Annotated in this window: 21 protein-coding genes and 1 riboswitch; of the genes, 10 read left to right on the top strand and 11 right to left on the bottom strand. The window is 74.7% G+C overall.

Annotated features, from left to right (window positions below; genetic code table 11):
* Positions 1-23 precede the first annotated feature (23 nt).
* Both AB0883_RS23745 and AB0883_RS23740 read right to left on the bottom strand, forming a co-directional pair.
* Positions 24-1,604 carry an NAD(P)-binding domain-containing protein gene (locus AB0883_RS23745; protein WP_366643414.1) on the bottom strand — a complete coding sequence of 527 codons (1,581 nt, stop codon included), beginning with the start codon at positions 1,602-1,604 and terminating at the stop codon, positions 24-26.
* Between the two features lie 98 nt (positions 1,605-1,702).
* A complete protein-coding gene (locus AB0883_RS23740) occupies positions 1,703-2,482 on the bottom strand; it encodes an endonuclease/exonuclease/phosphatase family protein (protein WP_366643413.1) in 780 nt (259 codons plus the stop codon).
* Between the two features lie 192 nt (positions 2,483-2,674).
* Here AB0883_RS23740 and AB0883_RS23735 point away from each other — a divergent pair, with 192 nt between their 5' ends.
* Positions 2,675-3,454 carry a TSUP family transporter gene (locus AB0883_RS23735; RefSeq protein WP_366643411.1) on the top strand — a complete coding sequence of 260 codons (780 nt, stop codon included), beginning with the start codon at positions 2,675-2,677 and terminating at the stop codon, positions 3,452-3,454.
* 29 nt (positions 3,455-3,483) lie between these two features.
* On the opposite strand, the gene AB0883_RS23730 is transcribed toward AB0883_RS23735, so the two are convergent.
* Entirely contained in the window at positions 3,484-4,095 is a 612-nt protein-coding gene (locus AB0883_RS23730) for a malonic semialdehyde reductase (RefSeq protein ID WP_366643410.1), read from the bottom strand.
* A 100-nt stretch (positions 4,096-4,195) separates the two neighbouring features.
* On the opposite strand from AB0883_RS23730, the gene AB0883_RS23725 reads away from it, so the two are divergent.
* Together AB0883_RS23725 and AB0883_RS23720 are read left to right on the top strand one after the other, a co-directional pair.
* The gene (locus tag AB0883_RS23725; protein ID WP_366643408.1) at positions 4,196-4,555 is read left to right on the top strand and encodes a helix-turn-helix domain-containing protein; all 360 of its coding nucleotides are present in this window, start codon (positions 4,196-4,198) and stop codon (positions 4,553-4,555) included.
* Positions 4,556-4,612: 57 nt separating this feature from the next.
* Positions 4,613-5,389 carry a GNAT family N-acetyltransferase gene (locus AB0883_RS23720; protein WP_366643407.1) on the top strand — a complete coding sequence of 259 codons (777 nt, stop codon included), beginning with the start codon at positions 4,613-4,615 and terminating at the stop codon, positions 5,387-5,389.
* Between the two features lie 63 nt (positions 5,390-5,452).
* On the opposite strand, the gene def is transcribed toward AB0883_RS23720, so the two are convergent.
* Together def and AB0883_RS23710 are read right to left on the bottom strand one after the other, a co-directional pair.
* Entirely contained in the window at positions 5,453-5,962 is a 510-nt protein-coding gene (gene def, locus AB0883_RS23715) for a peptide deformylase (protein WP_366643406.1), read from the bottom strand.
* A gap of 10 nt (positions 5,963-5,972) precedes the next feature.
* Positions 5,973-6,761 carry a TetR/AcrR family transcriptional regulator gene (locus AB0883_RS23710; RefSeq protein ID WP_366643405.1) on the bottom strand — a complete coding sequence of 263 codons (789 nt, stop codon included), beginning with the start codon at positions 6,759-6,761 and terminating at the stop codon, positions 5,973-5,975.
* A gap of 73 nt (positions 6,762-6,834) precedes the next feature.
* On the opposite strand from AB0883_RS23710, the gene AB0883_RS23705 reads away from it, so the two are divergent.
* The 4 genes from AB0883_RS23705 to AB0883_RS23690 all read left to right on the top strand — a co-directional run bounded on the left by AB0883_RS23705 (position 6,835) and on the right by AB0883_RS23690 (position 12,219).
* A complete protein-coding gene (locus tag AB0883_RS23705; RefSeq protein ID WP_366643403.1) occupies positions 6,835-7,818 on the top strand; it encodes an ATP-binding cassette domain-containing protein in 984 nt (327 codons plus the stop codon).
* On the top strand, positions 7,815-8,633 hold the full coding sequence (locus AB0883_RS23700; protein WP_366643402.1) for an ABC transporter permease: 819 nt from the start codon (positions 7,815-7,817) through the stop codon (positions 8,631-8,633). Before AB0883_RS23705 ends, AB0883_RS23700 begins: the two co-directional genes overlap by 4 nt.
* Before the next feature lie 77 nt (positions 8,634-8,710).
* Complete coding sequence (locus AB0883_RS23695; protein WP_366643401.1) at positions 8,711-11,449, top strand: DEAD/DEAH box helicase; 2,739 nt, start codon at positions 8,711-8,713, stop codon at positions 11,447-11,449.
* Positions 11,446-12,219, top strand: a complete 774-nt coding sequence (locus tag AB0883_RS23690; RefSeq protein ID WP_366643399.1) for an SWIM zinc finger family protein — start codon at positions 11,446-11,448, stop codon at positions 12,217-12,219. The genes AB0883_RS23695 and AB0883_RS23690 overlap by 4 nt, the downstream gene beginning before the upstream one ends.
* Positions 12,220-12,327: 108 nt before the next feature.
* Here AB0883_RS23690 and AB0883_RS23685 read toward each other — a convergent pair whose 3' ends face one another.
* On the bottom strand, positions 12,328-12,807 hold the full coding sequence (locus AB0883_RS23685) for a helix-turn-helix domain-containing protein (RefSeq protein WP_366643398.1): 480 nt from the start codon (positions 12,805-12,807) through the stop codon (positions 12,328-12,330).
* A gap of 53 nt (positions 12,808-12,860) precedes the next feature.
* On the opposite strand from AB0883_RS23685, the gene pip reads away from it, so the two are divergent.
* Positions 12,861-13,820: a prolyl aminopeptidase gene (pip, locus tag AB0883_RS23680; RefSeq protein ID WP_366643397.1), complete on the top strand. Its 960-nt coding sequence runs from the start codon at positions 12,861-12,863 to the stop codon at positions 13,818-13,820.
* 13 nt (positions 13,821-13,833) lie between these two features.
* Here the strand turns inward: pip and AB0883_RS23675 are convergent, their stop codons facing one another.
* The 3 genes from AB0883_RS23675 to AB0883_RS23665 all read right to left on the bottom strand — a co-directional run bounded on the left by AB0883_RS23675 (position 13,834) and on the right by AB0883_RS23665 (position 17,638).
* Positions 13,834-14,490, bottom strand: coding sequence for a dihydrofolate reductase family protein (locus tag AB0883_RS23675; RefSeq protein ID WP_366643396.1), 657 nt, complete (start codon positions 14,488-14,490; stop codon positions 13,834-13,836).
* Between the two features lie 174 nt (positions 14,491-14,664).
* On the bottom strand, positions 14,665-16,272 hold the full coding sequence (locus AB0883_RS23670; protein WP_366643394.1) for an L-lactate permease: 1,608 nt from the start codon (positions 16,270-16,272) through the stop codon (positions 14,665-14,667).
* Between the two features lie 142 nt (positions 16,273-16,414).
* The gene (locus AB0883_RS23665) at positions 16,415-17,638 is read right to left on the bottom strand and encodes a chorismate-binding protein (protein WP_366643393.1); all 1,224 of its coding nucleotides are present in this window, start codon (positions 17,636-17,638) and stop codon (positions 16,415-16,417) included.
* Positions 17,639-17,734: 96 nt separating this feature from the next.
* On the opposite strand from AB0883_RS23665, the gene AB0883_RS23660 reads away from it, so the two are divergent.
* Positions 17,735-17,935, top strand: a complete 201-nt coding sequence (locus AB0883_RS23660; protein ID WP_089000314.1) for a DUF5999 family protein — start codon at positions 17,735-17,737, stop codon at positions 17,933-17,935.
* 126 nt (positions 17,936-18,061) lie between these two features.
* On the opposite strand, the gene gcvP is transcribed toward AB0883_RS23660, so the two are convergent.
* Together gcvP and AB0883_RS23650 are read right to left on the bottom strand one after the other, a co-directional pair.
* Complete coding sequence (gene gcvP / locus AB0883_RS23655; protein WP_366643392.1) at positions 18,062-20,908, bottom strand: aminomethyl-transferring glycine dehydrogenase; 2,847 nt, start codon at positions 20,906-20,908, stop codon at positions 18,062-18,064.
* 74 nt (positions 20,909-20,982) lie between these two features.
* A riboswitch (glycine riboswitch) is annotated at positions 20,983-21,081 on the bottom strand.
* Positions 21,082-21,188: 107 nt separating this feature from the next.
* On the bottom strand, positions 21,189-22,043 hold the full coding sequence (locus AB0883_RS23650; RefSeq protein WP_366643391.1) for an NAD-dependent protein deacetylase: 855 nt from the start codon (positions 22,041-22,043) through the stop codon (positions 21,189-21,191).
* A gap of 116 nt (positions 22,044-22,159) precedes the next feature.
* Between AB0883_RS23650 and AB0883_RS23645 the strand changes: the two genes are divergently transcribed.
* Positions 22,160-22,819, top strand: coding sequence for an NAD(P)H-binding protein (locus tag AB0883_RS23645; protein ID WP_366643390.1), 660 nt, complete (start codon positions 22,160-22,162; stop codon positions 22,817-22,819).
* Positions 22,820-22,827 lie beyond the last annotated feature (8 nt).

The following is a 22,827-nucleotide window of genomic DNA, read 5'->3' as shown; positions in this document are numbered from 1 at the left end:
GCGGGGTGGTCCGGTTCGTCGGGTCAGCGGTCGCGGTGCAGTTCGCGGGTGAAGTAGTCGCGCAGGGGTGTGACGTGGCGGTCGGGGCGGCGCCATTCGGCGAGCAGGTCTTCGAGCAGGTGGAGTTCGTCGACGAGGGTGTCGCCGTGGTAGCGGCGGATGACGGGGTGGATGAAGGCGCTTTCGGCGGCGCGGTCGGGTTGGGGGTGGCGTTCGATGGCGAAGACGTCGCCGTAGTCGTCGCGGCCCCAGCGCAGGCTGACGGTGTAGTAGTGCGGGTGGTCGTGGAAGCGGGCGCGGACGTGGTCTTCGGGCAGGTCGGTGTAGTGGCGTAGCTGCCCGTGGGGGGCGACGACGAGGGCGTCGCAGAGGAATTCGAACTGGGTCCACAGGGCGGAGCTCCAGTTGACGCGGTCGAGGACGAGGGTGGTGAGGGTGTCGGCGTCGCGGTCGACGAGGGTGTGTGGCAGGGGTACGCCGTCATAGCGTTCGCGTAGCAGGGCGGTGAGGGTGCGCAGGTTGTAGCGGAATCCGTCGATGAAGGCGGAGGAGGCTTTCTTGAGGTCGCGGTCCTGGGCGAGGGTGCCGGCGAAGTAGAGGCCGTCGATGTTGGTGGACTGCCAGTCGCCGGTGGTGGTGGGCATGCGGCCGCTGGGGACCATGTCGGGTCGGCAGGTGGGGTCGAAGGGGGTGGTGTCCATGGTGAAGCCGGTGCAGCGCAGGACGGTTTCGTATTCCATGACGGCGGTTTCGCCGTCGGCGTGGGTGTAGGTGAGGTGTACCTGGTAGCGGTTGTCGAGGGGGCGGATCTCGTCGATGACGCAGTCGAGGACGGAGTGCAGGGTCTTGAACTGGTAGCTGTCGAGGACGGCGCCGTGGTGGCCGCGGACGTCTCCGGGGTGTTTGGTGTTCCAGGCCAGGCGCAGTGGGCGGGGGCTGGCGAGGTGGATCATGGCGGCGTGGCCGAGGATCGCGGAGGCGGTTTCGAAGGCGGAGTTGCCCTTGCCGAGGATGAGGACGCGGTGGCCGGCGTAGGTGGCGGGGTCGGTGTGCATGTCCTCGTAGCCGGTGGCGTGTTCGATGCCGGGGATGTCGGGGATGTTGGGTCGGCCCCAGCCGGTGGCGACGATGAGGCAGCGGCAGTGCAGGACGCGGTCGGGGGTGTGGACGAGGAAGCCGTCGTCGAGGCGTTCGATCCGGTCGGCGGGGGTGTCGAAGCGTACGGCGAGTTGGTGGTAGCGCTGGAAGTCGGTGAGGTAGCGCACCATGTCGTCGGCGTGGGGGAAGTATTCGCTGCTGTATTTGGCGAAGGGCAGGTCGGCGGGTTCGTGCAGCAGGGAGTTCCAGTCCCAGCGCAGGCGGATCTCGGGGTCGGTGCTGGTGGTGTGGACCTTGTTGAGGGAGATGAGCCGGCGGTGGCGGGGGAAGTGGCGGAAGAACTCGGCGGGTGCGGGGGCGCGTTCGAGGGTGACGTAGTCGCAGCCGGCCTGTTGGAGGTAGTAGCTGAGTTGGAGGCCGGCTGGTCCGGCTCCGATGATGACGTACCGGTGGTGTTCGGTGGTGGCGTCGTGGTGGCTCGTCGGGCCTGGGGTGGGTGCCGTCACGCCAGAGACCTTCGCCGATGCGGCCCGGTGGTGTCAACGCTGGGTGGGGTGATGGTGACGCCACCGCTGGTGAGGGTGTCCTCTCCCCCGCTGCTGTGTCAGCCGAGGTCGACCAGGAGGGGGCGGTGGTCGGAGATGGTGGACACGGGGGTGTGCACGGCGGTGACGGGTGGTAGCTGGTCGAGGCCGTGGCGGTCGGCGAGGATGTGGTCGAGTTGGACGCGGGGTTGCCCGGCGGGGTAGGTGGGGCGGCGGCCGAGGGGGTGCCAGCCGGTGAGAAGTCGGGCGGGGCCGGCGGGCAGGTTGAGGTCGCCGAGGAGGATGCGCGGGGCGGGCAGGGTGCGTAGGGCGCGGACGGTCTGGCGGAGTTGGTGGGCGTTCCAGCCGGGGACGAAGGACAGGTGGGTGGCGGCGACGGTGAGTCGGCCGTGTGGGGTGTCGAGGACGGCGGCGAGGACGACGCGGGGTTCGTCGCGCAGGAGGATGAGTCCGCCGCGGGGGCCGGGGACGTAGACGGGTGAGCGTACGGGGGCGGGGCGCAGGCGGGTGACCTGCCAGGTGTGGACGCGGTGGCGGGTGACGAGGCCGACGCCGTAGCAGGGTTCGCCGTGTCCGTCGTCGTCGTGGGTGAGGGGGCGGAACTGTTCGCCGGGGGTGCCGACGACGGCGGCGGCGAAGCGGTGTTCGCCGGCGTCGAGGGCGCGGGCGGCGATGGCGGTGAGGTCGAGTTTGCCGCTGCGGCTCTGGTCGCGGTCGACCTCCTGCAGGGCGAGGACGTCGGCGTCGAGGGCGGTGACGGCGGCGGTGAGCCGGTCGGGGTCGACGAGTCCGTCGGCGAGGGACCGGCCGTGTAGCAGGTTGAAGGTGGCCAGGCGCACGCTTGCACCCTACGTGGCCGTGGGAGGGTTGCCCGGTGTTGAAGGTGTTGTTGTGTTCGGTGCTGTTGTTCGTGGCGTTGGCGGCGGTGGGGTTGTGGCTGCGTCGGGCGCGGGGTCGGTGACCGGCGGCGCCGGTGAGGCTGGCCACAGGCCGGGTCGTGGGGCGGGTGGTGGTGGGCAGAATGGCGGCCCGTGGATGTGGATCCCCTGTCGTTGACGACCCTGCTCGCCGCGGCCGCGATGGCCGGTTGGATCGACGCGGTGGTGGGTGGTGGTGGGCTGCTGTTGTTGCCGGCGTTGCTGGTGGCCGCGCCCGGGATGCCGGTGGCGTCGGCGTTGGGGACGAACAAGTTGACGGCGATCGCGGGTACGGCGACGGCGGCGGTGACGTACGCGCGGCGTACGAAGATCGACTGGGCGGTGGCGGGGCCGGCGGCGGGGTTGGCGATGTGTTGTGCCGGGGTGGGTGCGGCGTTGGCGGGGGCGGTGCCGGCGTCGGCGTACCGGCCGGTGGTGCTGGTGGTGTTGGTGGCGGTGGCGGCGTTCGTGGTGTTGCGTCCGCGGTTGGGGGTGGTGGCGCAGCCGCATCGGCGTACGCGGGTGCGGGTGGGTGTGGCGGTCGTGGTGGCCGGGGTGGGCATCGCCCTGTACGACGGGCTGGTGGGTCCGGGTACGGGGACGTTCCTGGTGGTGGCGTTCACGGCGCTGGTGGGGGCGGACTTCGTGCACGGCTCGGCGATGGCGAAGGTCGTGAACGTGGGCACGAACCTGGGGGCGTTGGCGGTGTTCGCGGCGACGGGGCACGTGTGGTGGTTGCTGGGGGCGGCGATGGCGGTGTGCAACATCGCCGGGGCGGCGGTGGGGGCGCGGATGGCGTTGCGGCGCGGCTCGGGTTTCGTGCGGGTGGTGTTGTTGGTGGTGGTGGTGGCGTTGGTCGGCAAGTTGGGCTTCGACCAGTGGGTGGCGGCCTGACGGGTCGCCACCCACTGGTCGTGGGTGGGTCAGGCGTGCCGGACGACGTCGGTGTAGTCGAGGCGGGGCAGGCGGGGGAACCAGGCGTTCTCGCCGGGGCGGCCGATGTTGACCACGAGCAGGGTCTTCCAGGTGGTGTCGGCGAAGAACTCGCGGTCGATGGCGGCGGCGTCGAAGCCGGCCATGGGTCCGGCGGCGAGGCCGGCGGCGCGCACGGCGAGCAGGTAGTAGCCGATCTGGAGGGTGGCGTTGAAGCGGGCCATGCGCTCGCGTGCCTCGGGGTTGCCGGCGAGGCTGTCGCGCATCTGGGGTCGGATGGGGAAGACCTGCGGGATGAACTCGTGGAAGTCGGTGTCGGCGGCGAGCACGGCGACCATGGGGGCGCTGGCGGTCTTGGCCTGGTTGCCTTCGTTCATGTGGGCGACCAGGCGGGTGCGGGCCTCGCCGGGGCGTACGTAGAGGATGCGCAGGGGCTGGGTGTTGGCGGCGGTGGGCGGGAACTTGGCGAGTTCGAAGATCGCCTGGAGGTGTTCGTCGGTGACCGGCTCGTCGGTGAAGGTGTTGGCGGTGCGGGCGTCGGTGAACAGCAGCGCCTGGGCCTCGGGGTCGAGGTTGATCAGGGGCGAGTGGACGTCGGTCATCGGGGCGTCTCCATCGAATCGGCTGGTCTGCTTCGGTAACGGTAGCAGCTAGGTTTTTAGTAGTCCCTTGTTCGGGGGGTGTCCCCCGTATCCTGGAATCATGACGGTCAGGCCGCAGGTGGGCGACACGCCCCGCACGTGTGACGGGGGCGTCGCCCGGGCCTTCGCGTTTCTCGGCAAGCGGTGGAACGGCATGCTCCTGAGCACCCTCGCCGACGGGCCGGCCGGGTTCGCGGAGCTGACCCGTGCCCTGCCCGGGATCAGCGAGTCGGTGCTGTCGGACCGGCTGGGCGAGCTCGTGCGGCTCGGGCTGGTCACCCGGACGGTCCGGCAGGGTCCCCCGGTGGGGGTGAGCTACGAGCTGACCGGGGCGGGCGCGGCACTGCTGCCGGTGCTCGACGCGTTGGGCCGGTGGGCGCACGAGAACCTTCCCGCCGAGCCGGCGACGCCGAGCTGCTGAAGGCGCCGCCGCCGGGCGGCGCGTTTCGCGCCGGGCCGGATGTGTGATCATCGGCGGATGCCGGTACGCGCCGAACACGACCGGACCGTCCTGGCCGCGCTGCTCGGGCGGGACCCGGTGCTGCACGCGTACCAGCTGGGTGACCTCGACGACTTCTTCTGGCCGTACACCTCCTGGTTCCGCTGCGACGAGGAGGTCGCGTTGCTCTACCACGGCGCGGACCCGCCCACGTTGCTGGCGTTCGCGGCCCCGCCACGGGTGGACCGGCTGGCGGCGCTGCTGCGTCAGCTCGCGCCGGTGCTGCCGGCCCGCCTGTGGGCGCACCTGTCCCCCGGCCTGGAGCCGGCTCTGGCCGGGGCGTTCCGGATGGACGCGGCCGGCCCGCACCACCGCATGGCGCTGACCGATCCGGCGCGGCTGGACACGGTGACCCCGGCGGGAACCGTGCTGGACGCCGCCGACCTGCCGGCGCTGCGCCGGCTGTACGACGTCGCCTACCCGGGCAACTGGTTCGACCCGCGGATGCTGGACACCGGCCAGTACGTGGGCGTGCGCGACGGCGGTGAGCTGGTGGCGGTCGCCGGGGTGCACGTGTTCTCCCCGGCGTACCGGGTGGCGGCGCTGGGCAACGTGACCACCCATCCCCGGTTGCGTGGGCGGGGGCTGGCCGGCGCGGTGGTGGCCGCGCTGTGCCGGCGGCTGCGCGGGCACGTCGCGCACGTCACGCTCAACGTCAAGGCGGACAACGCGGCGGCGTTGCGGCTCTACGGGCGGCTGGGCTTCACCCGGGTGGCCGACTACGGCGAGTACGCGCTGAGCGCCCACGGCCGGTGAGCGTCGGCGCCGGCCGGGTGTCGCGGGCGACGTCCCGGCCGGCGCCCCGCGCGGGCGCGGTGCTCAGCCGCGGCGGCTGGGTGAGTCGAAGCGGCCGGCGCGGATCTCCCGCAGCGCCCTGCGGCGGGTGTCGCCGCGCAGGGTGTCGACGTAGAGACGGCCGGCGAGGTGGTCGGTCTCGTGTTGCAGGGCGCGGGCGAGGAATCCGCTGCCCGAGATGGTCAGCGGTTCGCCGTGCTGGTCGAAGCCGTGGGCCGTGGCGTGCAGGGCGCGCGGCGTCGGGAAGTAGAGGCCGGGGATGGACAGGCAGCCTTCGTCGTCGTCCTGCAGCTCCTCCGACAGCTCCAGCGTCGGGTTGACCAGGTGGCCGCGGTGTCCGTCGGCGTCGTAGACGAACACCTGGGCGTTGACGCCGATCTGGGGGGCGGCGACGCCGGCGCGGCCGGGGGCACCGAGCAGGGTGTCCATCAGGTCGGTGACCAGGGCGCGAAGCTCGGCGTCGAAGCTGGTGACGGGCTCGCTGGGGGTGCGCAGCACGGGGTCACCGATGATCCTGATGGGGCGCATCGTCATGCCGGCAAGGTTATCGGTCGCCGGTGGCGCCGGCGGCGTCCGGGCGGGCGGCGACGAGGACCTCGATGCCGTCGAGGATGCGGGCCAGGCCGAACTCGAAGGCGCCGTGGGGGTCGGCGGCGGCCTGGTACTCCTGGCCGGCGGCGGTGCCGACGCGGGCGGCGAGGGGGTAGCGGCGCGGGTCGAGGGCCTTCTCCAGGTAGGGGGCGTGGGCCTGCCACCACTGCTGCTCGGTCATGCCGGTGCGCGCGGCGGCCTGGGCGGCCTCCACGGCGCTGCGTACGGCGCCGTGCACGTAGCCGGAGATGAGGGTGACGACGGCGTCCATCTCCAGGTCGGTCAGGCCGATGCCGTCGACGGCGCGCAGTTCGTACTCGTAGCGGGCGATGACGTTGGGGCCCAGCGGGGGGCGGGTGGTGGCGACCTGCAGCAGCCAGGGGTGGCGCAGGTAGAGCGCCCAGGTCTCGCGGGCGATGTGGGTGAGCCGGCCGCGCCAGCCGCCGGGCACGTCGTCGGGGCGGGCGGTCTCGCCGTAGACGGTGTCGAGCATGACGTCGAGCAGCTCGCCCTTGCCGGGGACGTAGGTGTAGAGGGACATGGTGCCCACGCCGAGCCGCTCGGCGACGCGGCGCATGGACAGGGCGGCGAGGCCCTCGGCGTCGGCCACGTCGATGGCGGCGCGCACGATGCGGTCCACGGACAGGTCGGGCCGGCCCTTGCGGCTGGTGCGTTCGCGGGTGCGCCAGAGCAGGGCGAGGCTGCGCGCGGGGTCGCCGGTGCCGCTGTACTCGGTCGTCATCCCGGCACTGTAGCGTGCGCCGTACCGTATGCTGTACGGTACGCCGTACGACACGAGTGGGACGGGGGCGCCGATGCTCGACGACGGACCGGCCATCGAGGCCGAGGGCCTGCGCAAACGCTACGGCGGCACCCAGGCCCTCGCCGGCTTGGACCTCACGGTGCCCGCCGGCACCGTGTGCGGCCTGCTCGGCCCGAACGGGGCGGGCAAGACCACGGCGGTACGGGTGCTGAGCACCCTGCTGCGGCCCGACGCCGGCACGGCCCGGGTGGCCGGCGCCGACGTGCTGCGCCACCCCGAGCGGGTCCGCGCCCGCATCGGCCTGGTCGGCCAGCACGCCGCGCTCGACGAGGTGCTCAGCGGCCGGCAGAACCTGGTGCTGTTCGGCCGGCTGCACCACCTCGCAGGCGCGCGGGCCCGCGCCCGGGCCGCCGACCTGCTCGCCCGCTTCGACCTGAGCGACGCCGCCGACCGACCGGTCGGCACGTACTCCGGCGGGATGCGCCGCCGCCTCGACCTCGCGGCGAGCCTGATCCTCGACCCGCCGGTGCTCTTCCTCGACGAGCCCACCACCGGCCTCGACCCGCGCGCCCGCGCCCAGGTGTGGGACGCGGTGCGTCGGCTCGTCGCCGACGGCACCACCGTGCTGCTGACCACGCAGTACCTGGAGGAGGCCGACCAGCTCGCCCACAGCGTCCGGGTCGTCGACGCCGGCCGGGTGATCGCCGACGGCACCCCGGAGCAGCTGAAGTCCGCGCTCGGCGGCGACCGCGTCGAGGTCGTGCTGACCCGCGCCGACGACCTGGAGAAGGCGGTACGCGTCGTCGGCGCCGCCGTCGCCGCGACCCCGCTCGTCGACGCGGCGGGCCTGCGCCTGAGCGTCGCCGTCACCGGGCGGGTGACCGCGCTGGCCGCCGTGCTGCGGGCCCTGGACGACGCCGGGCTGACCGCCGCCGACGTCGCGGTGCGCCGCCCCACCCTCGACGAGGTGTTCCTGCGGCTCACCGGCGGCGACTCCCCCACCGCCCGCGCCGACGGGGAGAAGGTGGGCGCATGAGCGCGACGAGCGTGCACCCCGCGCCGCGGCGCCTGCGCTGGGCCGTCGCCGACGGCGTCACCCTCACCGGCCGGGCGCTGGCGCACTGGCGGCGCCAACCCGGGCAGTTCGTCGTCGGGCTGCTCTTCCCGGTGCTGATGGTGCTGATGTTCGGCTACCTGTTCGGCGGCGCGATGAGTGTGCCCGGCGGCGGCGACTACCGCGAGTTCCTGCTGCCCGGCATGTTCGCCATGACGGTGCTCTTCGGCATCGAGTCGACGTACGCGGCCGTGGCCACCGACGCCGCGCGCGGCGTCACCGACCGGTTCCGGTCGCTGCCGATGACGTCCTCGGCGGTGCTCACCGGCCGCGCCGCCGCCGACCTGCTGCACAGCGCCGCCGGCCTGGCCGTCATGCTCGCCTGCGGCGTCGCCGTCGGCTGGCAGTGGCGGGCCGGGGCCCCGGCGGCGCTGGCCGCCGTCGGGCTGCTCCTGCTGCTGCGCTTCGCCCTGATCTGGGTCGGCATCCACCTGGCGCTGCTGCTGCGCAGGCCCGAGTCGGTGGTGATGCTGCAGATCCTGGTGTGGCCGGTCGGGTTCGCCTCCAACGCGTTCGTCTCCCCCGACACCATGCCCGGCTGGCTCGCCACGATCGCCGGGTGGAACCCGCTGTCGGCGACCGTCGGGGCCTGCCGGCAACTGTTCGGCAACCCCGGCTGGGGCGGCGAGTCGTTCGCCGCGCAGCACGCCGTCGCGCTCGCCGTGGCGTGGCCGCTGCTGCTGATCGCCGTGTTCGGACCCCTGGCGGTACGCCGGTACCGCAGGCTCGGCCGGTGACCGACGCCGACCCCCGCGACGGACACCAGCGGCTGCGCGCCCGACGAGGACCTGACCACCCACCCGGAAGGACGCCCGTGCCGATCGGCTCCCACGCCGTCACGTTCACCCCCGCCGACCCGCCCCGCGCCGGGACGCTGCTCGTCTGGTCCCCTGACGGCGACGGCCCGCCCGACGGACCCGGCGACGCCGTGCGGGTGACCCTGGCGACGCCGCCGGGCGGGCACCCGACGCCGGTACCCGCCCGGCGGATGAGCGTCGCCGCCGGCGTACCGCTGCTGCTGGCCGGGCAGGCCACGGACCCGGCGGCGGCGTTCTGGGCCGCGGCGGCCCGCGAGGCCCTGCACCTGGCCGCCCGCGGCCTGCTGCTGCCCGCGGTGACCCCCGCCGGGCACGACACCTGGCGGGTCGGACCCCTCACCGCCGACGACGAGACCCGGCAGGCGCGCCTCGCCGCCGCGATGCCCGCCACCGCGCGCGCCACACCGGTACCCGGGCGCACCCCGCCGTGGCTGCCCGACCCGGCGCGGCTGCTGCGCGACTTCCTCGACGCGGTCGCCGACACCCTGCCCCGCGACGACGCGGCCACCGGGGCTTGGTCGGCGCTGCCACCCGCCCCGGTCGGGCGGCTACGCGACTGGGTCGCCCGGGTCGCCGCCGACGCCGACGCGGCGGTACGACTGTCGCTGCGCCTGGAGCACCGCGACACCCCGGACGAATCGTGGCGGCTGGTGGCGCAGGTGCACCGCCGCGCCACGCCGGGGTTGCTCGTCGACGCCGCCGCGCTGTGGGGTGCCCCCGTCCCCGGATTCCCACCCGGGTCCCGCGACGCCACCCTGCTGGCCGTACGCCACGCCGCACGGGTGTGGCCGCCCCTGGCGCGACTGCTCGACACGGCGGTGCCCGACGCGCTCACGCCGACCGACGCGCAGGTCGTCGAACTCGCCACCGGCGCGGCGGCCCGGCTCACCGCCGACGGCGTCGACGTGCACTGGCCGGCCGGACTCGATCGTGGCCTCACCGCCTCGGCCGTGCTGCGCGCCCCGGCCCGCCGCGCCGGCGGCGCCGGGCTGCTCGCCGAGCCGGGCGAGCTGGCGCTGCACTGGCGGCTGCACCTGCACGACACTCCCCTCACCCCCGCCGAGCTGACCCGGCTCGCCGACGCGCACCGGCCCGTGGTGCGGCTGCGCGAGCGGTGGGTCCTGGTGCCTCCGGAACTGGCCCGTCGCGCCCGCGAACCGCGCGCCGGGTCGCTGGCGGCGATGCCCGCCCTGCGCGCCGCGCTGACCGGCGCGACGCACGTCGACGGCGAACGCGTCGACGTGCACGCCGAGGGCTGGCTGGCCGAGGCCGCCCGGCGGCTCACCGACGGCGACGCCGCACCCCCGGTGGACGTACCGGCCACGCTGGCCGCGACCCTGCGCGACTACCAGCGCCACGGGCTGCGCTGGCTGGCCGGGCTGACGGCCCTCGGCCTCGGCGGCTGCCTCGCCGACGACATGGGGCTCGGCAAGACCGTCACGCTGATCGCCCTGCACCTGCACCGCCAGGGCGACCCGGCCACCGCCGGCGCGACCCTCGTGCTGTGCCCGGCGTCGCTGCTGGGCAACTGGGAACGGGAGATCCGGCGCTTCGCCCCCGGCACCCACGTGCGCCGCTTCCACGGCCCCGAGCGCACCCTCGACGGGCCCGACGACGGGTTCGTGCTCACCACCTGGGCCACCCTGCGCCGCGACGCCGCCCGGCTCGCCGCCCGACGGTGGGCGCTGCTCGTCGCCGACGAGGCCCAACATGTCAAGAACCCGCACTCGGAGACCGCCACGGCGCTGCGCACGATTCCCGCCACCGCCCGTGTCGCCCTGACCGGCACCCCCGTGGAGAACGACCTGACCGACCTGTGGGCGATCCTGGACTGGACCACTCCCGGGCTGCTCGGCACCCTCGGCGAGTTCCGGGCCCGCTGGGTCAAGCCGGTGCAGACCGACCGCGACCCCGAGGCGGGCCGGGACCTGGCGCGCCTCGTCGGGCCGTTCCTGCTGCGCCGACGCAAGAGCGACCCGGGCGTCGCCCCCGAGTTGCCGGCCAAGACCGAAACCGACCAGCCGGTCGCGCTCACCGCCGAACAGGCCGCCCTCTACCAGGCCTGCGTCGCCGAACTGCTCGACGCGATCGCCGGCGCCGACGGTCTCGCCCGGCACGGGCTGGTGGTCAAGCTGCTCATCGCGCTCAAGCAGATCTGCAACCATCCCGCCCAGTACCTGCGGGAGAGCGCGCCGCGGCTGGCCGGCCGCTCCGGCAAGCTGGACCTGCTCGACGAACTGCTCGGGGCGATCCTGCCCGCCGGCGGCGCGGTGCTGGTCTTCACCCAGTACGTGGCGATGGCCCGGCTGCTGCACCGGCATTTGAGCGACCGGGGCGTCGGGGCGCTGCTGCTGCACGGCGCGCTGCCCGTCGCCGCCCGCGACGACCTGGTCCGCCGCTTCGACGCCGGGCAGGCCCCGGTGTTCCTGCTGTCGCTGCGCGCTGCCGGCACCGGCCTGAACCTCACCCGCGCCGACCACGTCGTGCACTACGACAGGTGGTGGAACCCGGCCGTGGAGGACCAGGCGACCGACCGGGCGTACCGGATTGGGCAGACCCGGCCCGTGCAGGTGCACCGACTCGTCGCCGAGGGCACCGTCGAGGACCGCGTCGCCGCGCTGCTCGCCGGCAAGCGGGAACTCGCCGAGGCCGTCCTCGACGCCGGGCCGGCGGCACTGGCCGCGCTCAGCGACGCCGCGCTGGCCGATCTGGTGACCCTCGGAGGCCACCGATGACCCCGCGCGGCTTTCCCGCCTTCCCGCCCGGCCGGGCGCGGCGGCCCCGTACCTGGTGGGGCACGGCCTGGAACCGGGCATGGGAGGCCGACGCCCTGGACGCCCGGCCGCTGCGCGCCGGGCGCCGGCTGGCCGCCGCCGGGCACGTCGGCGCGATCACCGTGAGCCCCGGCCGGCTCGCCGCGGCCGTGCACGACGGCGACACCGAGCAGGCGTACGCCACCCGGGTACGCGTCGCGACCCTGGCCGACGACGACTGGGACCGGCTGGCCGGCGAGGTGGCCGCCCGCGCAGGACACCAGGCGGCGCTGCTGGCCGGGCAGCTGCCCCGGGACCTGGCCGAGGTGACCGGGGTGCCGCTGCTACCGGGGCTGGGCGAGGTCGCTCCGGAGTGCGACTGCCCGGAGTGGGACCACCCGTGCCGGCACGCCGCCGCGCTGTGCCACCAGGTGTCCTGGCTGCTGGACACCGACCCGGCCCTGCTGCTGCTGGTCCGGGGCCGCGACGCCCGCACGCTCGTGCCGACCGCCGCGCACCACGACGACGTGCCGGCACCGGCGACCGCCACCGTGCGGGCCGCCGAGGCGGGCACGGCCGCAGCCGAGGCGTACGCCCGCACGGTGGCGCCGCTGCCGCCTCCGCCCGCACCGGTGCCGGGCGCGCCCACGCTGCCGCTGCTACCGCCCGGCCCCGACGTGGACGTCGACGCGCTGCGTGCGGCGGTGGCCGTGGCGGCCGGCCGGGCGGCGGCCCTGCTGAAGCGGCCATGAGGTGCCGCACCGGCTTCGCGCCGCGTCGGCCTCCCCCGGCCCGCACCGGCGCGCTGGCGCACCGCCCCGCGCCACGCGGCCGACCGGCGGGCACGGGGTCGGGGCCCGTCAGGGCGGGGGCAGGCCCGCGTCGGCGATGCGTTGGCGCAGCGGCCGCCGGCGCACCGCGGCGAGCACCTCGTGCAGCAGGTCGGCCAGCGGCACCGCCAGCTCCGCGTCCAGTTCACGGATCGCGGCGGTCGTCGCCGCCCACTCCGCCTCGATCAGCGGCAGCAGCTCGCGGGCCCGGCCGCTCAGGCGCACGATGCGCTGCCGGGCGTCCGCCCCGGGGGTCAGCTCGACCAGGCCGGCGCGGGTCATCTGCGCGACGGTCTGGCTGGCCGCCGAGTGGGTGACCCCGACCCGGCGGGCCAGGTCGCGGATGGGCAGCGGACCCTCGGCGAGCAGCACCCGCAGCGGCGGTGAGAACCGGGGCCGGTAGTCGGTCAGGCCCCGTTCGGCGTAGACCGCGGCGACGTCGCCGTCGAGCACGTCGAGGACGTGCCGCAGCAGCGTGCCCAGTGCCTCGCGTTCCGGCGCGTCACTCACCCCGCTAATGTAACAGCGCTGTTGCATTGGATGCCGAGAGACAGGAGTGGGCGATGGCCGAGCGATATCCCCTGGTCGAGCCGTACGCGCACGGGATGCTCGACGTGGGTGACGGCCAGCGCGTGTACTGGGAGACCTGCGGCAACCCCGACGGCAAGCCCGCCGTGGTGCTGCACGGCGGGCCCGGCTCCGGCTGCTCGCCCGGCTGGCGGACCCTGTTCGACCCGGCCCGCTACCGGGTGACGCTGTTCGACCAGCGCGGCTGCGAACGCAGCACCCCGCACGCCGCCGACCCGGGCGTGGACCTGTCCACCAACACCACCGGGCACCTGATCGCCGACATCGAACTGCTGCGCGAACACCTCGGGGTGCGCCGCTGGCTGGTGCTCGGCGCCTCCTGGGGCTCCTGCCTCGCCCTGGCGTACGCGCAGCGGCACCCGGAGCGGGTCAGTGAGCTGGTGCTGTTCAGCGTGACCGCCGGCACCCGGCGGGAGATCGAGTGGATCACCCGGGACATGGGGCGGGTCTTCCCGGCCGAGTGGGCGCGTTTCCGCGACGGGGTGCCGCCGGCCGACCGCGACGGCGACCTGGCCGACGCGTACGCCCGGCTGCTGGCCGACGCGGACCCGGCGGTGCGAGAGCGGGCGGCGCGGCAGTGGTGCGCGTGGGAGGACACCCACGTCGGCACCGTCCCCGGGCACCGGCCCGACCCCCGCTACGACGACCCGGTGTTCCGGATGGTGTTCGCCCGGCTGGTCACCCACTACTGGCGGCACGGGTGCTTCCTGCCCGAGGGGCAGCTGCTGCGCGAGGCGGGGCGGCTGGCCGGCATTCCCGGCGTGCTGCTGCACGGCAGGCTCGACATCAGCAGTCCGCCGGACGTGCCGTGGCAGCTGGCGCAGGCCTGGCCCGACGCCCGGCTGGAGCTGCTGGAGGACGCCGGGCACGGGGCGGGCAACGGCATGGCGCAGCGGGTCGTGGCGGCGCTGGACGACTTCGCCGCGCGCCGCTGACGAGTCGACGCCGCTACGCCACGGCCTCCTTGCCGTCGCGCACCACGAACTCGCCGGCGGCGGTGGCCCCGAATCCGGTCCGGCGCAGGGTCAGCGCGACGGCCCCCGCGCCGCCGCCGGCCACCGTCGAGTCGGTGATCCGGTAGGAGGCCGGGGCCGCGCCGTCGGCGAACAGGCGCTTGCCCTCGCCGACGACGACGGGGAACTGCAGCAGCCGGTAGGTGTCGACGAGCCCCGCGTCGTGCAGGGCGCGGGCCAGCTGCCAGCTGCCGTGCACCTGGAGTTCGCCGCCCGGCTGCTCCCTGAGTCGCCGCACCTGCGCGAGGATGTCGCCGCCGCGCAGCACGGTGGTCTTCCCCCAGGCCGCGTCGGCGTCGGAGAGGGTGTTGCTGACGACGTACTTCGATCCCGTGTTGAGGGCGGTGGCCACCAGGTTGTCGGGGTCGGTGACCTGCGGCCAGTAGCCGCGCATCATCTCGAAGGTGCGGCGTCCCAGCAGGAAGGCGTCGGCCTGCCGGAACCACCCGTCGACGACGTCGAGCTGACCGTCGCCGCTGTGCGGCACGAGCCAGCCCCCGCGTGTGAAGCCGTTGCTGGTGTCCTCCTCGGCCCCGCCCGGGCCCTGCATGACGCCGTCGAGGCTGACGAAGGTGTGGACGCTGATCTGCACGCGATGTCTCCCTGGCAGGAGCCTGCGGGACGCGCAGGCTGCGGATGCGGTGTGTTTTCCTCCGGCGGAGCGCCGCCACCCGAAGCCTGCCGCCGACGACCGGAACTGTCAAGACAAAAAATATTGTCGGTCGGCGCGACAGGACCACCGGGACGGTAGCGGCGGCGGCCCGGGCTACGGCACCATCCAGGACAGCACGGGCGTCGCCTGCAACCCGACCAGCACACACATTAGGGCGAGCAGCAGCACGCTCGGGCCGAACATCCGCCGGAACAGGTCGCCCTCCCGGCCGGTGAGTCCGACCGCCGCGGCCGCGATCGTGAGGTTCTGCAGGCTGATCATCTTGCCGAGCGTGCCGCCGGAGGCGTTGGCCGCGGCCAACAGGACCGGATCGAGGCCGGCCCGCTGCGCCGCGGCCACCTGAAGCGCGCCGAACAGGGAGTTGGACGACGTGTCCGAACCGGTCAGGGCGACACCGAGCCAGCCGAGGACCGGCGCCAGCACGGCGAAGAGGCCGCCCGCGCCCGCCATCCAGACGCCCAGCGTGGCGACCTGCCCGGCGGCGTTCATGGTGAACGACAGCGCCAGCAGCCCGACCACCGTCAGCACGGCCCACCGCAGCTCGAACAGGGTGCGCCCGTAGAGCCCGACGGCCTCGCGCGGTGCCACCCGCAGCAGCGCCACCGTGACCAGGCCGGCCACCAGCAGCAACGACCCGGGGGCCGCGAGCCACGCGAAACGGAACGTCGTCAGGGGCGACGGGTCGCCGGACGCGGTGACGACGTGCAGCCCGGGCCAGGAGACCGCGAGCGTGCCGGCGTCGAGCAACCGCTTGACGACCGGCACCTGGGAGACGGCGAAGACCACCACGATCGTCACGTACGGCGCGTACGCCCGCCACCGCGCTCCCGCCGGCGCCGGCGCGTCGGGCTCCGGCGGCCCCCCGCCGACCGGCACGGCAGCCGTGCGCCGCACCACGTTGCGGCGGACGACGAGCAGCAGGACGCCCATCCCCGCGAACGCGGCGGTGATGTCGGCGAGGGCGGCCGACACCCAGTTCGCCGTGACGAACTGGGCCACCGCGAACGCACCGCCGCACGCCAGCGCCGGACGCCACAGTTCGCGTACGCCGCGCCGGCCGTCGGCGGCGGCGAGCACGATCAGCGGGACGACGACCGCGATCACCGGCACCTGCCGGCCGGCCATCATGCCCAGTTCCGTGGCGGGCAGCCCGCTCACGCCGGCCAGCGTGGTGATCGGCAGGCCGAGCGGTCCGAAGGCCGCCGGCACCGTGTTGCCGACCAACGCCACGGCGGCCGCGCGCAGCGGGGTGAAGCCGAGGGCCAGCAGCATGACCGTGGTGACGGCGACCGGCGTGCCCTGCCCGGCCAGGGCCTCGAGCAGCGAGCCGAAGCAGAACGCGATCACCATGGCCTGCACGCGGCGGTCGTCGCTGACCCGGGCGAAACCCTGCCGCAGGGTGTCGAAGTGCCCCGTGTGCACGGTCAGGCGGTGGATCCAGATCGCCGTGCCGAACGTCCAGGCGAGCGGGAAGAGGGCGAAGGTGGCGCCCTGGGCGGCGGCCAGCAGCGTCTGCGGCAGCGGCATCCGCCACAGCCCCCAGGCCAGCACGACCGCCACGGACAACGCGCCGTACGCCGCCACCCAGGCCCGCGTACGCACGACTCCGAGCAGCACGAACAGGGTCAGCAGCGGCAGCGCCGCGCAGGCGGCGCTGAGCGCGAGCGACCCGCCGACGGGTTGCAGGGGTTGCTGGTACATCGGGACCGCCTCGGCTGCCGACGCCCTGGCCCGGGTGGCGGGCAGTACGGCTCATCTCACCCGACGCGGCCTGCGCGACGCCTCTTCCACCGTGCGCAGGCCGGCGCGCCGGTGGGTGCGGGGCCGGCCGGGTGGTGGCCGCTCAGCCGCCGGCGAGCGCGGCGCGCACCGGGGCGGCCTTCGCGGCGGCCTCGGCGACCTCGGCGTCGGGATCGCTGCCCCACGTGATGCCCCCGCCCGCCCACACGTGCACCCGGTCGGCGTCCACGGCGGCGGTGCGGATGGTCAGGCCCAGGTCGACGCGTCCCGGGGCGACCCAGCCGAGCGCGCCCATGCTGGCGCCCCGGCCGATCGGCTCCAGCGCGGCGATGTGCTCCAGGGCGGCGCGCTTCGGGGCGCCGGTGACCGAGCCGCCGGGGCAGACCGCGCGCAGCAGGTCCGCCAGGCCGAGCCCGTCGGCGACCGCCGCGGACACCGTCGACTCCGCCTGCCACAGGTCGCACCACCGGCGTACGGCGAACAGCTCGTCGACGCGCACGCTGCCGGTGCGGGCGACGCGGGCCAGGTCGTTGCGTTCCAGGTCGACGATCATCACGTGCTCGGCGCGTTCCTTGGCCGAGGCGAGCAGCTCGGCGCGGCCGGCGGCGGTGGCCGGCCGGGTGCCCTTGATCGGCCTGGTGATCAACCGGCCGTCGGCCAGCTCCACCAGGGTCTCGGGGCTGGCGCAGCCGATCGCCCAGCCCGCCCCGGCGAGGGTGCCGCCGTAGCGGGCGCCGGGCAGCGCGGCGAGCCGGCGCAGGGCCGGCAGCGGGTCACCGCTGTAGCGGGCGGCGGCGTGGCCGACGACGTTGACCTGGTAGACGTCGCCGCGGCCGATCGCCGCGCGCACCGCCGTCACGGCGTCGGCGTGCTGGCGGGGCGTCCAGCTCTCGGCCCAGTCGCCGCGCCACCAGCGCGTGTCGGGCGCCGCGGCGGGGCGCGGCGCGGCCGGTGCGTGGCCGTAGACGACCACGGCGACCTCCGGCAGCGCGGGGACGGGGTTGGCCGCGCCGGCCGGGGCGCCGACGAGGGCCGCGCCGGCGGCGGCGGAGACGTAGAGGGCGGCCCCGCACACCCCGGCCGGGTCGTGGCGCCCGGCGGGGCGGGCCAGCTCGTGCAGCGGCAGGCCGTGCGCGGCGAGGAACTCCTCGGCCCGCGCCGCCGGGTCCCCGCCGTCGGCGGGCCGCCACTGCCACCGGGCCCGCTCGACGAGCGTACGGCGGCAGGCGGCCGGCGCACCCGGTGTGCCGACCCCTACCCCTGGGAGCGTTTCCACGCCATCCGGCCCATCATCCCTCATCCGTTCAGTGGATTTCGGAGAATCCATGTCCGTACGTGCTCGATGTTGGCCGGTTTCGCTTGGTACTGTGCGTCACTGGTCATGTGAACCATGACACAGTGCCCCCACAGTCCGGAGATCCCGATGTGCCAGCACCAACCCACCTGCCCCTCCGCCGAAGCGACCGACCGGGAAGCCGCCCGGGTCCTCGCCTGCTTCCCTGAGCAGGGCTGGAGCCTGCTCTGCAACGGTGTCATCGTCTTCGAGGACACCGGCGAACTCCTCCCCGACGGCAGCAGCATCGCCCCGCACCGCGGGCCGGCCCGACACGCCCTCGTCGCCTGACTCTGTCACGCTGCGTAACGCCTTCCAGACGCGTCGATCAAGGCTAGTCCCCCGGTCGGGACACCCCTCGCCCAGGTCGGCGCACCCGCCGGGGCGGCACCACGACCGCCCCGGCGTCACGCGTCGTCAGCTCTCGAACGCCTCCGGCGCCGGGCAGGAACACACCAGGTTCCGGTCGCCGTACGCGCCGTCGATGCGCCGCACCGGCGGCCAGTACTTCCCGGCCCGCTGCACCCCGGCCGGGTACGCGCCCACCGACCGCGGGTACGGGTGCGGCCACTCGTCCGCGGACACCATCGCCGCGGTGTGCGGGGCGTTGGCGAGGGGGTTGTCGCCGGCCGGCCACTCCCCCGAGGCCACCCTGTCGATCTCCGCCCGGATGGCGATCATCGCGTCGCAGAACCGGTCCAGCTCGGCCAGGTCCTCACTCTCGGTGGGCTCCACCATCAGCGTCCCCGCCACCGGGAACGACATCGTCGGCGCGTGGAACCCGTAGTCGATCAGCCGCTTCGCCACGTCGTCCACGCTCACCCCGGTCGCCTTCGTCAGCGGCCGCACATCCAGGATGCACTCGTGCGCCACCAGGCCCTTGTTGCCCGCGTACAGCACCGGGAAGTGCCCGCGCAGCCGCGCCGCCACGTAGTTCGCCGCCAGCACCGCCACGCCGGTGGCCCGCACCAGCCCCGCCGCGCCCATCATCCGCAGGTACGCCCACGGGATCGGCAGGATCCCCGCCGACCCGTGGCGGGCCGCCGAGATCGCCGGCCGGCCGTCGACGTGCACGCCCAGCGGATCACCCGGCAGGAACGGCGCCAGGTGCGCCCGCACCGCCACCGGACCCACCCCCGGACCGCCGCCGCCGTGCGGGATGCAGAACGTCTTGTGCAGGTTCAGGTGCGACACGTCCGCCCCGAACTTCCCCGGCTTGGCGAACCCGACCAGCGCGTTGAGGTTCGCCCCGTCGACGTACACCTGACCGCCGGCGTCGTGGACCTTCGCGCACAGCGACGCGATGCCCGTCTCGTACACCCCGTGCGTCGACGGATACGTCACCATGATCGCCGCGAGGGCGTCCCGATGCTTGTCGATCTTCGCGTCGAGGTCCACCAGGTCGATGTTGCCCCCGTCGTCGCAACCCACCACGACGACCCGCATGCCGGCCATCACCGCGCTGGCCGCGTTGGTGCCGTGCGCCGACGACGGGATCAGACACACGTCCCGGTGCGCCTCGCCCCGCTGCCGGTGGTACGCCCGGATCGCCAGCAGACCCGCCAGCTCACCCTGCGAACCGGCGTTGGGCTGCACGCTGACCGCGTCGTAACCGGTCACCTCCGCCAGCCACCCCTCCAACTGGGAGATCATCTCCCGGTAGCCGGCGGTCTGCGCGTCGGGCGCCAACGGGTGGATGTGGGCGAACTCCGGCCAGCTCACCGGCTCCATCTCGGTGGTGGCGTTGAGCTTCATCGTGCACGACCCGAGCGGGATCATGCCCCGGTCCAGGGCGTAGTCGAAGTCCGACAGCCGCCGCAGGTAGCGCAGCATCGCCGTCTCCGAGTGGTGACTGCGGAACACCGCGTGGGTGAGGAAGTCCGACGTACGGGCCAGCGCCGCCGGCAACGCGCCCTCGACCGGCGCGTCCGCCACGGCCACCGGCCCACCGGCGACGGTGGTCCCGAACGCGTCGCACACCTTCCGCAGGTGCGCGACGGTGGTCGTCTCGTCGCAGGACACCCCCACGTGGTCGGCGTCGACCAGCCGCAGGTTCACGCCCCGGGCGGCGGCGTCGGCGACGACCGCCTCGGCGCCGCCGGGCACCCGCACCAGGACGGTGTCGAAGAACGCCTCGTGCACCACCTCGACGCCGTCCACACCCCGCAGCGCCGCCGCCAACCGCACCGCCATGTCGTGCGTGCGGCGGGCGATCCCCCGCAGCCCGTCCGGACCGTGGTAGACGGCGTACATGCCGGCCATCACCGCCAGCAGCACCTGCGCGGTGCAGATGTTGCTGGTCGCCTTCTCCCGCCGGATGTGCTGCTCCCGGGTCTGCAACGCCAACCGGTACGCCGGGTTGCCGTCCGCGTCGCGCGACACCCCCACCAGCCGGCCGGGAAGCATCCGCTCCAGCCCCGCCCGTACCGCCAGGTAGCCGGCGTGCGGCCCACCGAAGCCCATCGGCACGCCGAAACGCTGGGTGGTGCCGGCGGCGATGTCGGCGCCGATCTCCCCCGGCGCACGCAGCAGCGTCAGGGCCAGCAGGTCCGCCGCCACGGTGACCAACGCCCCGACGGCGTGCGCGGCCTCGACCAGACCCGCCTGGTCACGCACCGCCCCGGACGCCCCCGGGTACTGCAGGTGCAGCCCGAAGAACTCCGCCGGCAACTCGTCGCGCTCGGTGTCGACGATCCGCACGTCGATGCCGAGGGGCTCAGCCCGGCTGGTGATCACCGCGATGGTCTGCGGCAGGGTGTCGGCGTCGACCACGTACACCGGGCTCCTGCTCTTCGACGCCCGGCGCGCGAGCGTCATCGCCTCGGCCGCGGCGGTGCCCTCGTCGAGCATCGACGCGTTCGCCGTGGCCAGCCCGGTCAGGTCGGTGACCATGGTCTGGAAGTTCAGCAGCGCCTCCAACCGCCCCTGGCTGATCTCCGGCTGGTACGGCGTGTACGCCGTGTACCAGGCCGGGTCCTCCAGCACGTTGCGGCGGATCACCGCCGGGGTGTGCGTGCCGTGGTAGCCCAGACCGATCATCGACACCACGACCGTGTTGCGGGCCGCCAGGGCCCGCAGCTCGGCGAGGGCGTCGTGCTCGCTGGCCGGCTCCGGCAGGTCCAGGGTGCCGTGCCAGCGGATCACCTCGGGAATCGCCGCGTCCATCAGCTCTTCGACCGAGCCGTAACCGACGGCCTCCAACATCCGGCGCTCGTCGTCCGGATCGGGGCCGATGTGGCGGGCGGCGAACTGCTCTACGGTCATGGGCGGCGCTCCCGGGGGGCGAGGTCGACAGGTCGGCCTCCCCCTCTGTCGCGCCCGCGAGGCGCTCCACAGTGCCTGCCCACGAGGTCCTTTTGCCTGAGAGGTTCCGGGGAGGATTTGCCCCTTCGGCGCCGCCCGAGGTGCTGCTGGGCGGTCTCTCCCACGTGGGTGCTGCCGGCATGGTCAACGCTACCAGCGCCGGATCGCCCACCGGAGGTCGTACCCCCGGGAGCGCGGGCGACGGTGGATCACCCACCAGGCCCGTACCCCGCCAAAACCCCTACCGGCCGACTCCCGTCAGCCCCGCGGCGGCGGCCGTCCGGTCGGCCAACGCCGGCAGCACCCGACCCAGCGGCGCGTCGACGGTCAACGCCGCATACCCGTCGCCCCGCGTCGGCCCCTGGTTGACGATCACCACCGGAACGCCCAGCTTCGCCGCGCGCACCACGAACCGGCGACCCGACATCACCGTCAACGACGAGCCCAGCACCAGCAGCAGCCGCGCCCGCGCCACCAGCGCGAAACAGCGGGCCACCCGGGCCGCCGGCACCGTCTCCCCGAAGAACACCACGTCCGGCTTCAGCATGCCGCCACGACAGAACGTGCAGTCGACCGTACGGAAGCGGGCCACCTCATCGTCGGCGAGATCCACGTCACCGTCCGGGTTGACCGCCGCGACCCGCGCGTCGAAGTCCGGGTTCGCCTCCCGCAGCCGCCGGTCCAACTCCTCCCGCGAGGTCTGGTTGCCGCAGTCCAGGCACACCACCTCGTCGAGGCGGCCGTGCAGCTCCACCACCCGCGGGCTGCCCGCGGCGGTGTGCAGCCCGTCCACGTTCTGCGTGATGATCCCCTCGATGAGCCCGCCGCGTTGCAGCCGCGCCACCGCCCGGTGCCCCTCGTTCGGGGCCGCCCGCGCGATCGTGCGCCACCCCAGATGGCTGCGCGCCCAGTAGCGCCGCCGCGCCTGCGCGTCACGCGTGAACGCCTGGTACGTCATCGGGGTGTGCCGCCGCGCCGCGCCACTGGGCCCCCGGTAGTCCGGGATGCCCGACTCGGTGGACAGCCCCGCCCCGCTCAACACCACGACACCACCACCGGCCACCAGGCCGGCCAGCGCGTCGACCGTCTCCGTCACCCGTCCATGCTGCCTCAGGCAACCACCCGCCGGCGAACACCCGGGCCCCGACGTCGTCCCGACCCGGCCCCCGTCGACCGGCCACGCCGTGGCGGGACGGCGGCTAGGTTGGCGGTATGCGCGTCGTCATCGCCGGAGGACACGGCAAGATCGCCCAGCTGACCCACCGCGAACTCGCCGGACGCGGCGACACCGCCGTCGGCCTGATCCGCAACCCCGACCACGCCGCCGCGCTGCGGGCCGCCGGCGCCCAGCCCGTCGTGGCCGACCTCGAACACGTCGGCGTCGACGAACTCGCCGCGCACCTGCGGGGCGCCGACGCCGTCCTCTTCGCCGCCGGCGCCGGCCCCGGCAGCGGCGCCGCCCGCAAGGACACCGTCGACCGGGCCGGCGCCGCCCTGCTCGCCGACGCCGCGCAACGCGCCGACGTGCGCCGCTACCTGCTGGTCTCCTCGGTGGGCGTGGAAGACGCACCACCCGCCGGCACCGACGAGGTGTTCGCGGCGTACCTGCGGGCCAAGAAGGCCGCCGAGGACGACCTCACCGGCCGCGACCTCGGCTGGACGATCCTGCGACCCGGCCGGCTCACCGACGACGCGCCCACCGGGCGGATCACCCTCGCCCGACACGCCCCCTCGGGTGCGGTGACCCGCACCGACGTCGCCCGGGTGCTGGTCGCCCTGCTCTACCACCCGGCCAGCGCCGGCGCGATCCTGGAAGTCGTCGCCGGCGACACCCCCATCGCCGACGCCGTCGCCGCCGTCGACCGGCGCTGACCCCCCGG

It is taken from the genome of Micromonospora sp. NPDC047812, assembly GCF_040704175.1.
Classification (GTDB): domain Bacteria; phylum Actinomycetota; class Actinomycetes; order Mycobacteriales; family Micromonosporaceae; genus Micromonospora.
The sequence above is the reverse complement of the archived record's forward strand: the minus strand, read 5'-3'. Positions and strand labels throughout refer to the sequence as shown.

What these genes read in the sequence shown, in the direction of transcription:
- AB0883_RS23660 (WP_089000314.1), top strand. Translation starts at nt 17,735, where the DNA reads ATGTGCCAGCACCAACCCACCTGCCCCTCCGCCGAAGCGACCGACCGG.
- AB0883_RS23730 (WP_366643410.1), bottom strand. Translation starts at nt 4,095, where the DNA reads ATGACCGACGTCCACTCGCCCCTGATCAACCTCGACCCCGAGGCCCAG.
- AB0883_RS23700 (WP_366643402.1), top strand. Translation starts at nt 7,815, where the DNA reads ATGAGCGCGACGAGCGTGCACCCCGCGCCGCGGCGCCTGCGCTGGGCC.
- pip (WP_366643397.1), top strand. Translation starts at nt 12,861, where the DNA reads ATGGCCGAGCGATATCCCCTGGTCGAGCCGTACGCGCACGGGATGCTC.
- AB0883_RS23645 (WP_366643390.1), top strand. Translation starts at nt 22,160, where the DNA reads ATGCGCGTCGTCATCGCCGGAGGACACGGCAAGATCGCCCAGCTGACC.
- gcvP (WP_366643392.1), bottom strand. Translation starts at nt 20,908, where the DNA reads ATGACCGTAGAGCAGTTCGCCGCCCGCCACATCGGCCCCGATCCGGAC.
- AB0883_RS23690 (WP_366643399.1), top strand. Translation starts at nt 11,446, where the DNA reads ATGACCCCGCGCGGCTTTCCCGCCTTCCCGCCCGGCCGGGCGCGGCGG.
- AB0883_RS23710 (WP_366643405.1), bottom strand. Translation starts at nt 6,761, where the DNA reads ATGACGACCGAGTACAGCGGCACCGGCGACCCCGCGCGCAGCCTCGCC.
- AB0883_RS23720 (WP_366643407.1), top strand. Translation starts at nt 4,613, where the DNA reads ATGCCGGTACGCGCCGAACACGACCGGACCGTCCTGGCCGCGCTGCTC.
- AB0883_RS23665 (WP_366643393.1), bottom strand. Translation starts at nt 17,638, where the DNA reads ATGGATTCTCCGAAATCCACTGAACGGATGAGGGATGATGGGCCGGAT.
- def (WP_366643406.1), bottom strand. Translation starts at nt 5,962, where the DNA reads ATGACGATGCGCCCCATCAGGATCATCGGTGACCCCGTGCTGCGCACC.
- AB0883_RS23725 (WP_366643408.1), top strand. Translation starts at nt 4,196, where the DNA reads ATGACGGTCAGGCCGCAGGTGGGCGACACGCCCCGCACGTGTGACGGG.
- AB0883_RS23705 (WP_366643403.1), top strand. Translation starts at nt 6,835, where the DNA reads ATGCTCGACGACGGACCGGCCATCGAGGCCGAGGGCCTGCGCAAACGC.
- AB0883_RS23670 (WP_366643394.1), bottom strand. Translation starts at nt 16,272, where the DNA reads ATGTACCAGCAACCCCTGCAACCCGTCGGCGGGTCGCTCGCGCTCAGC.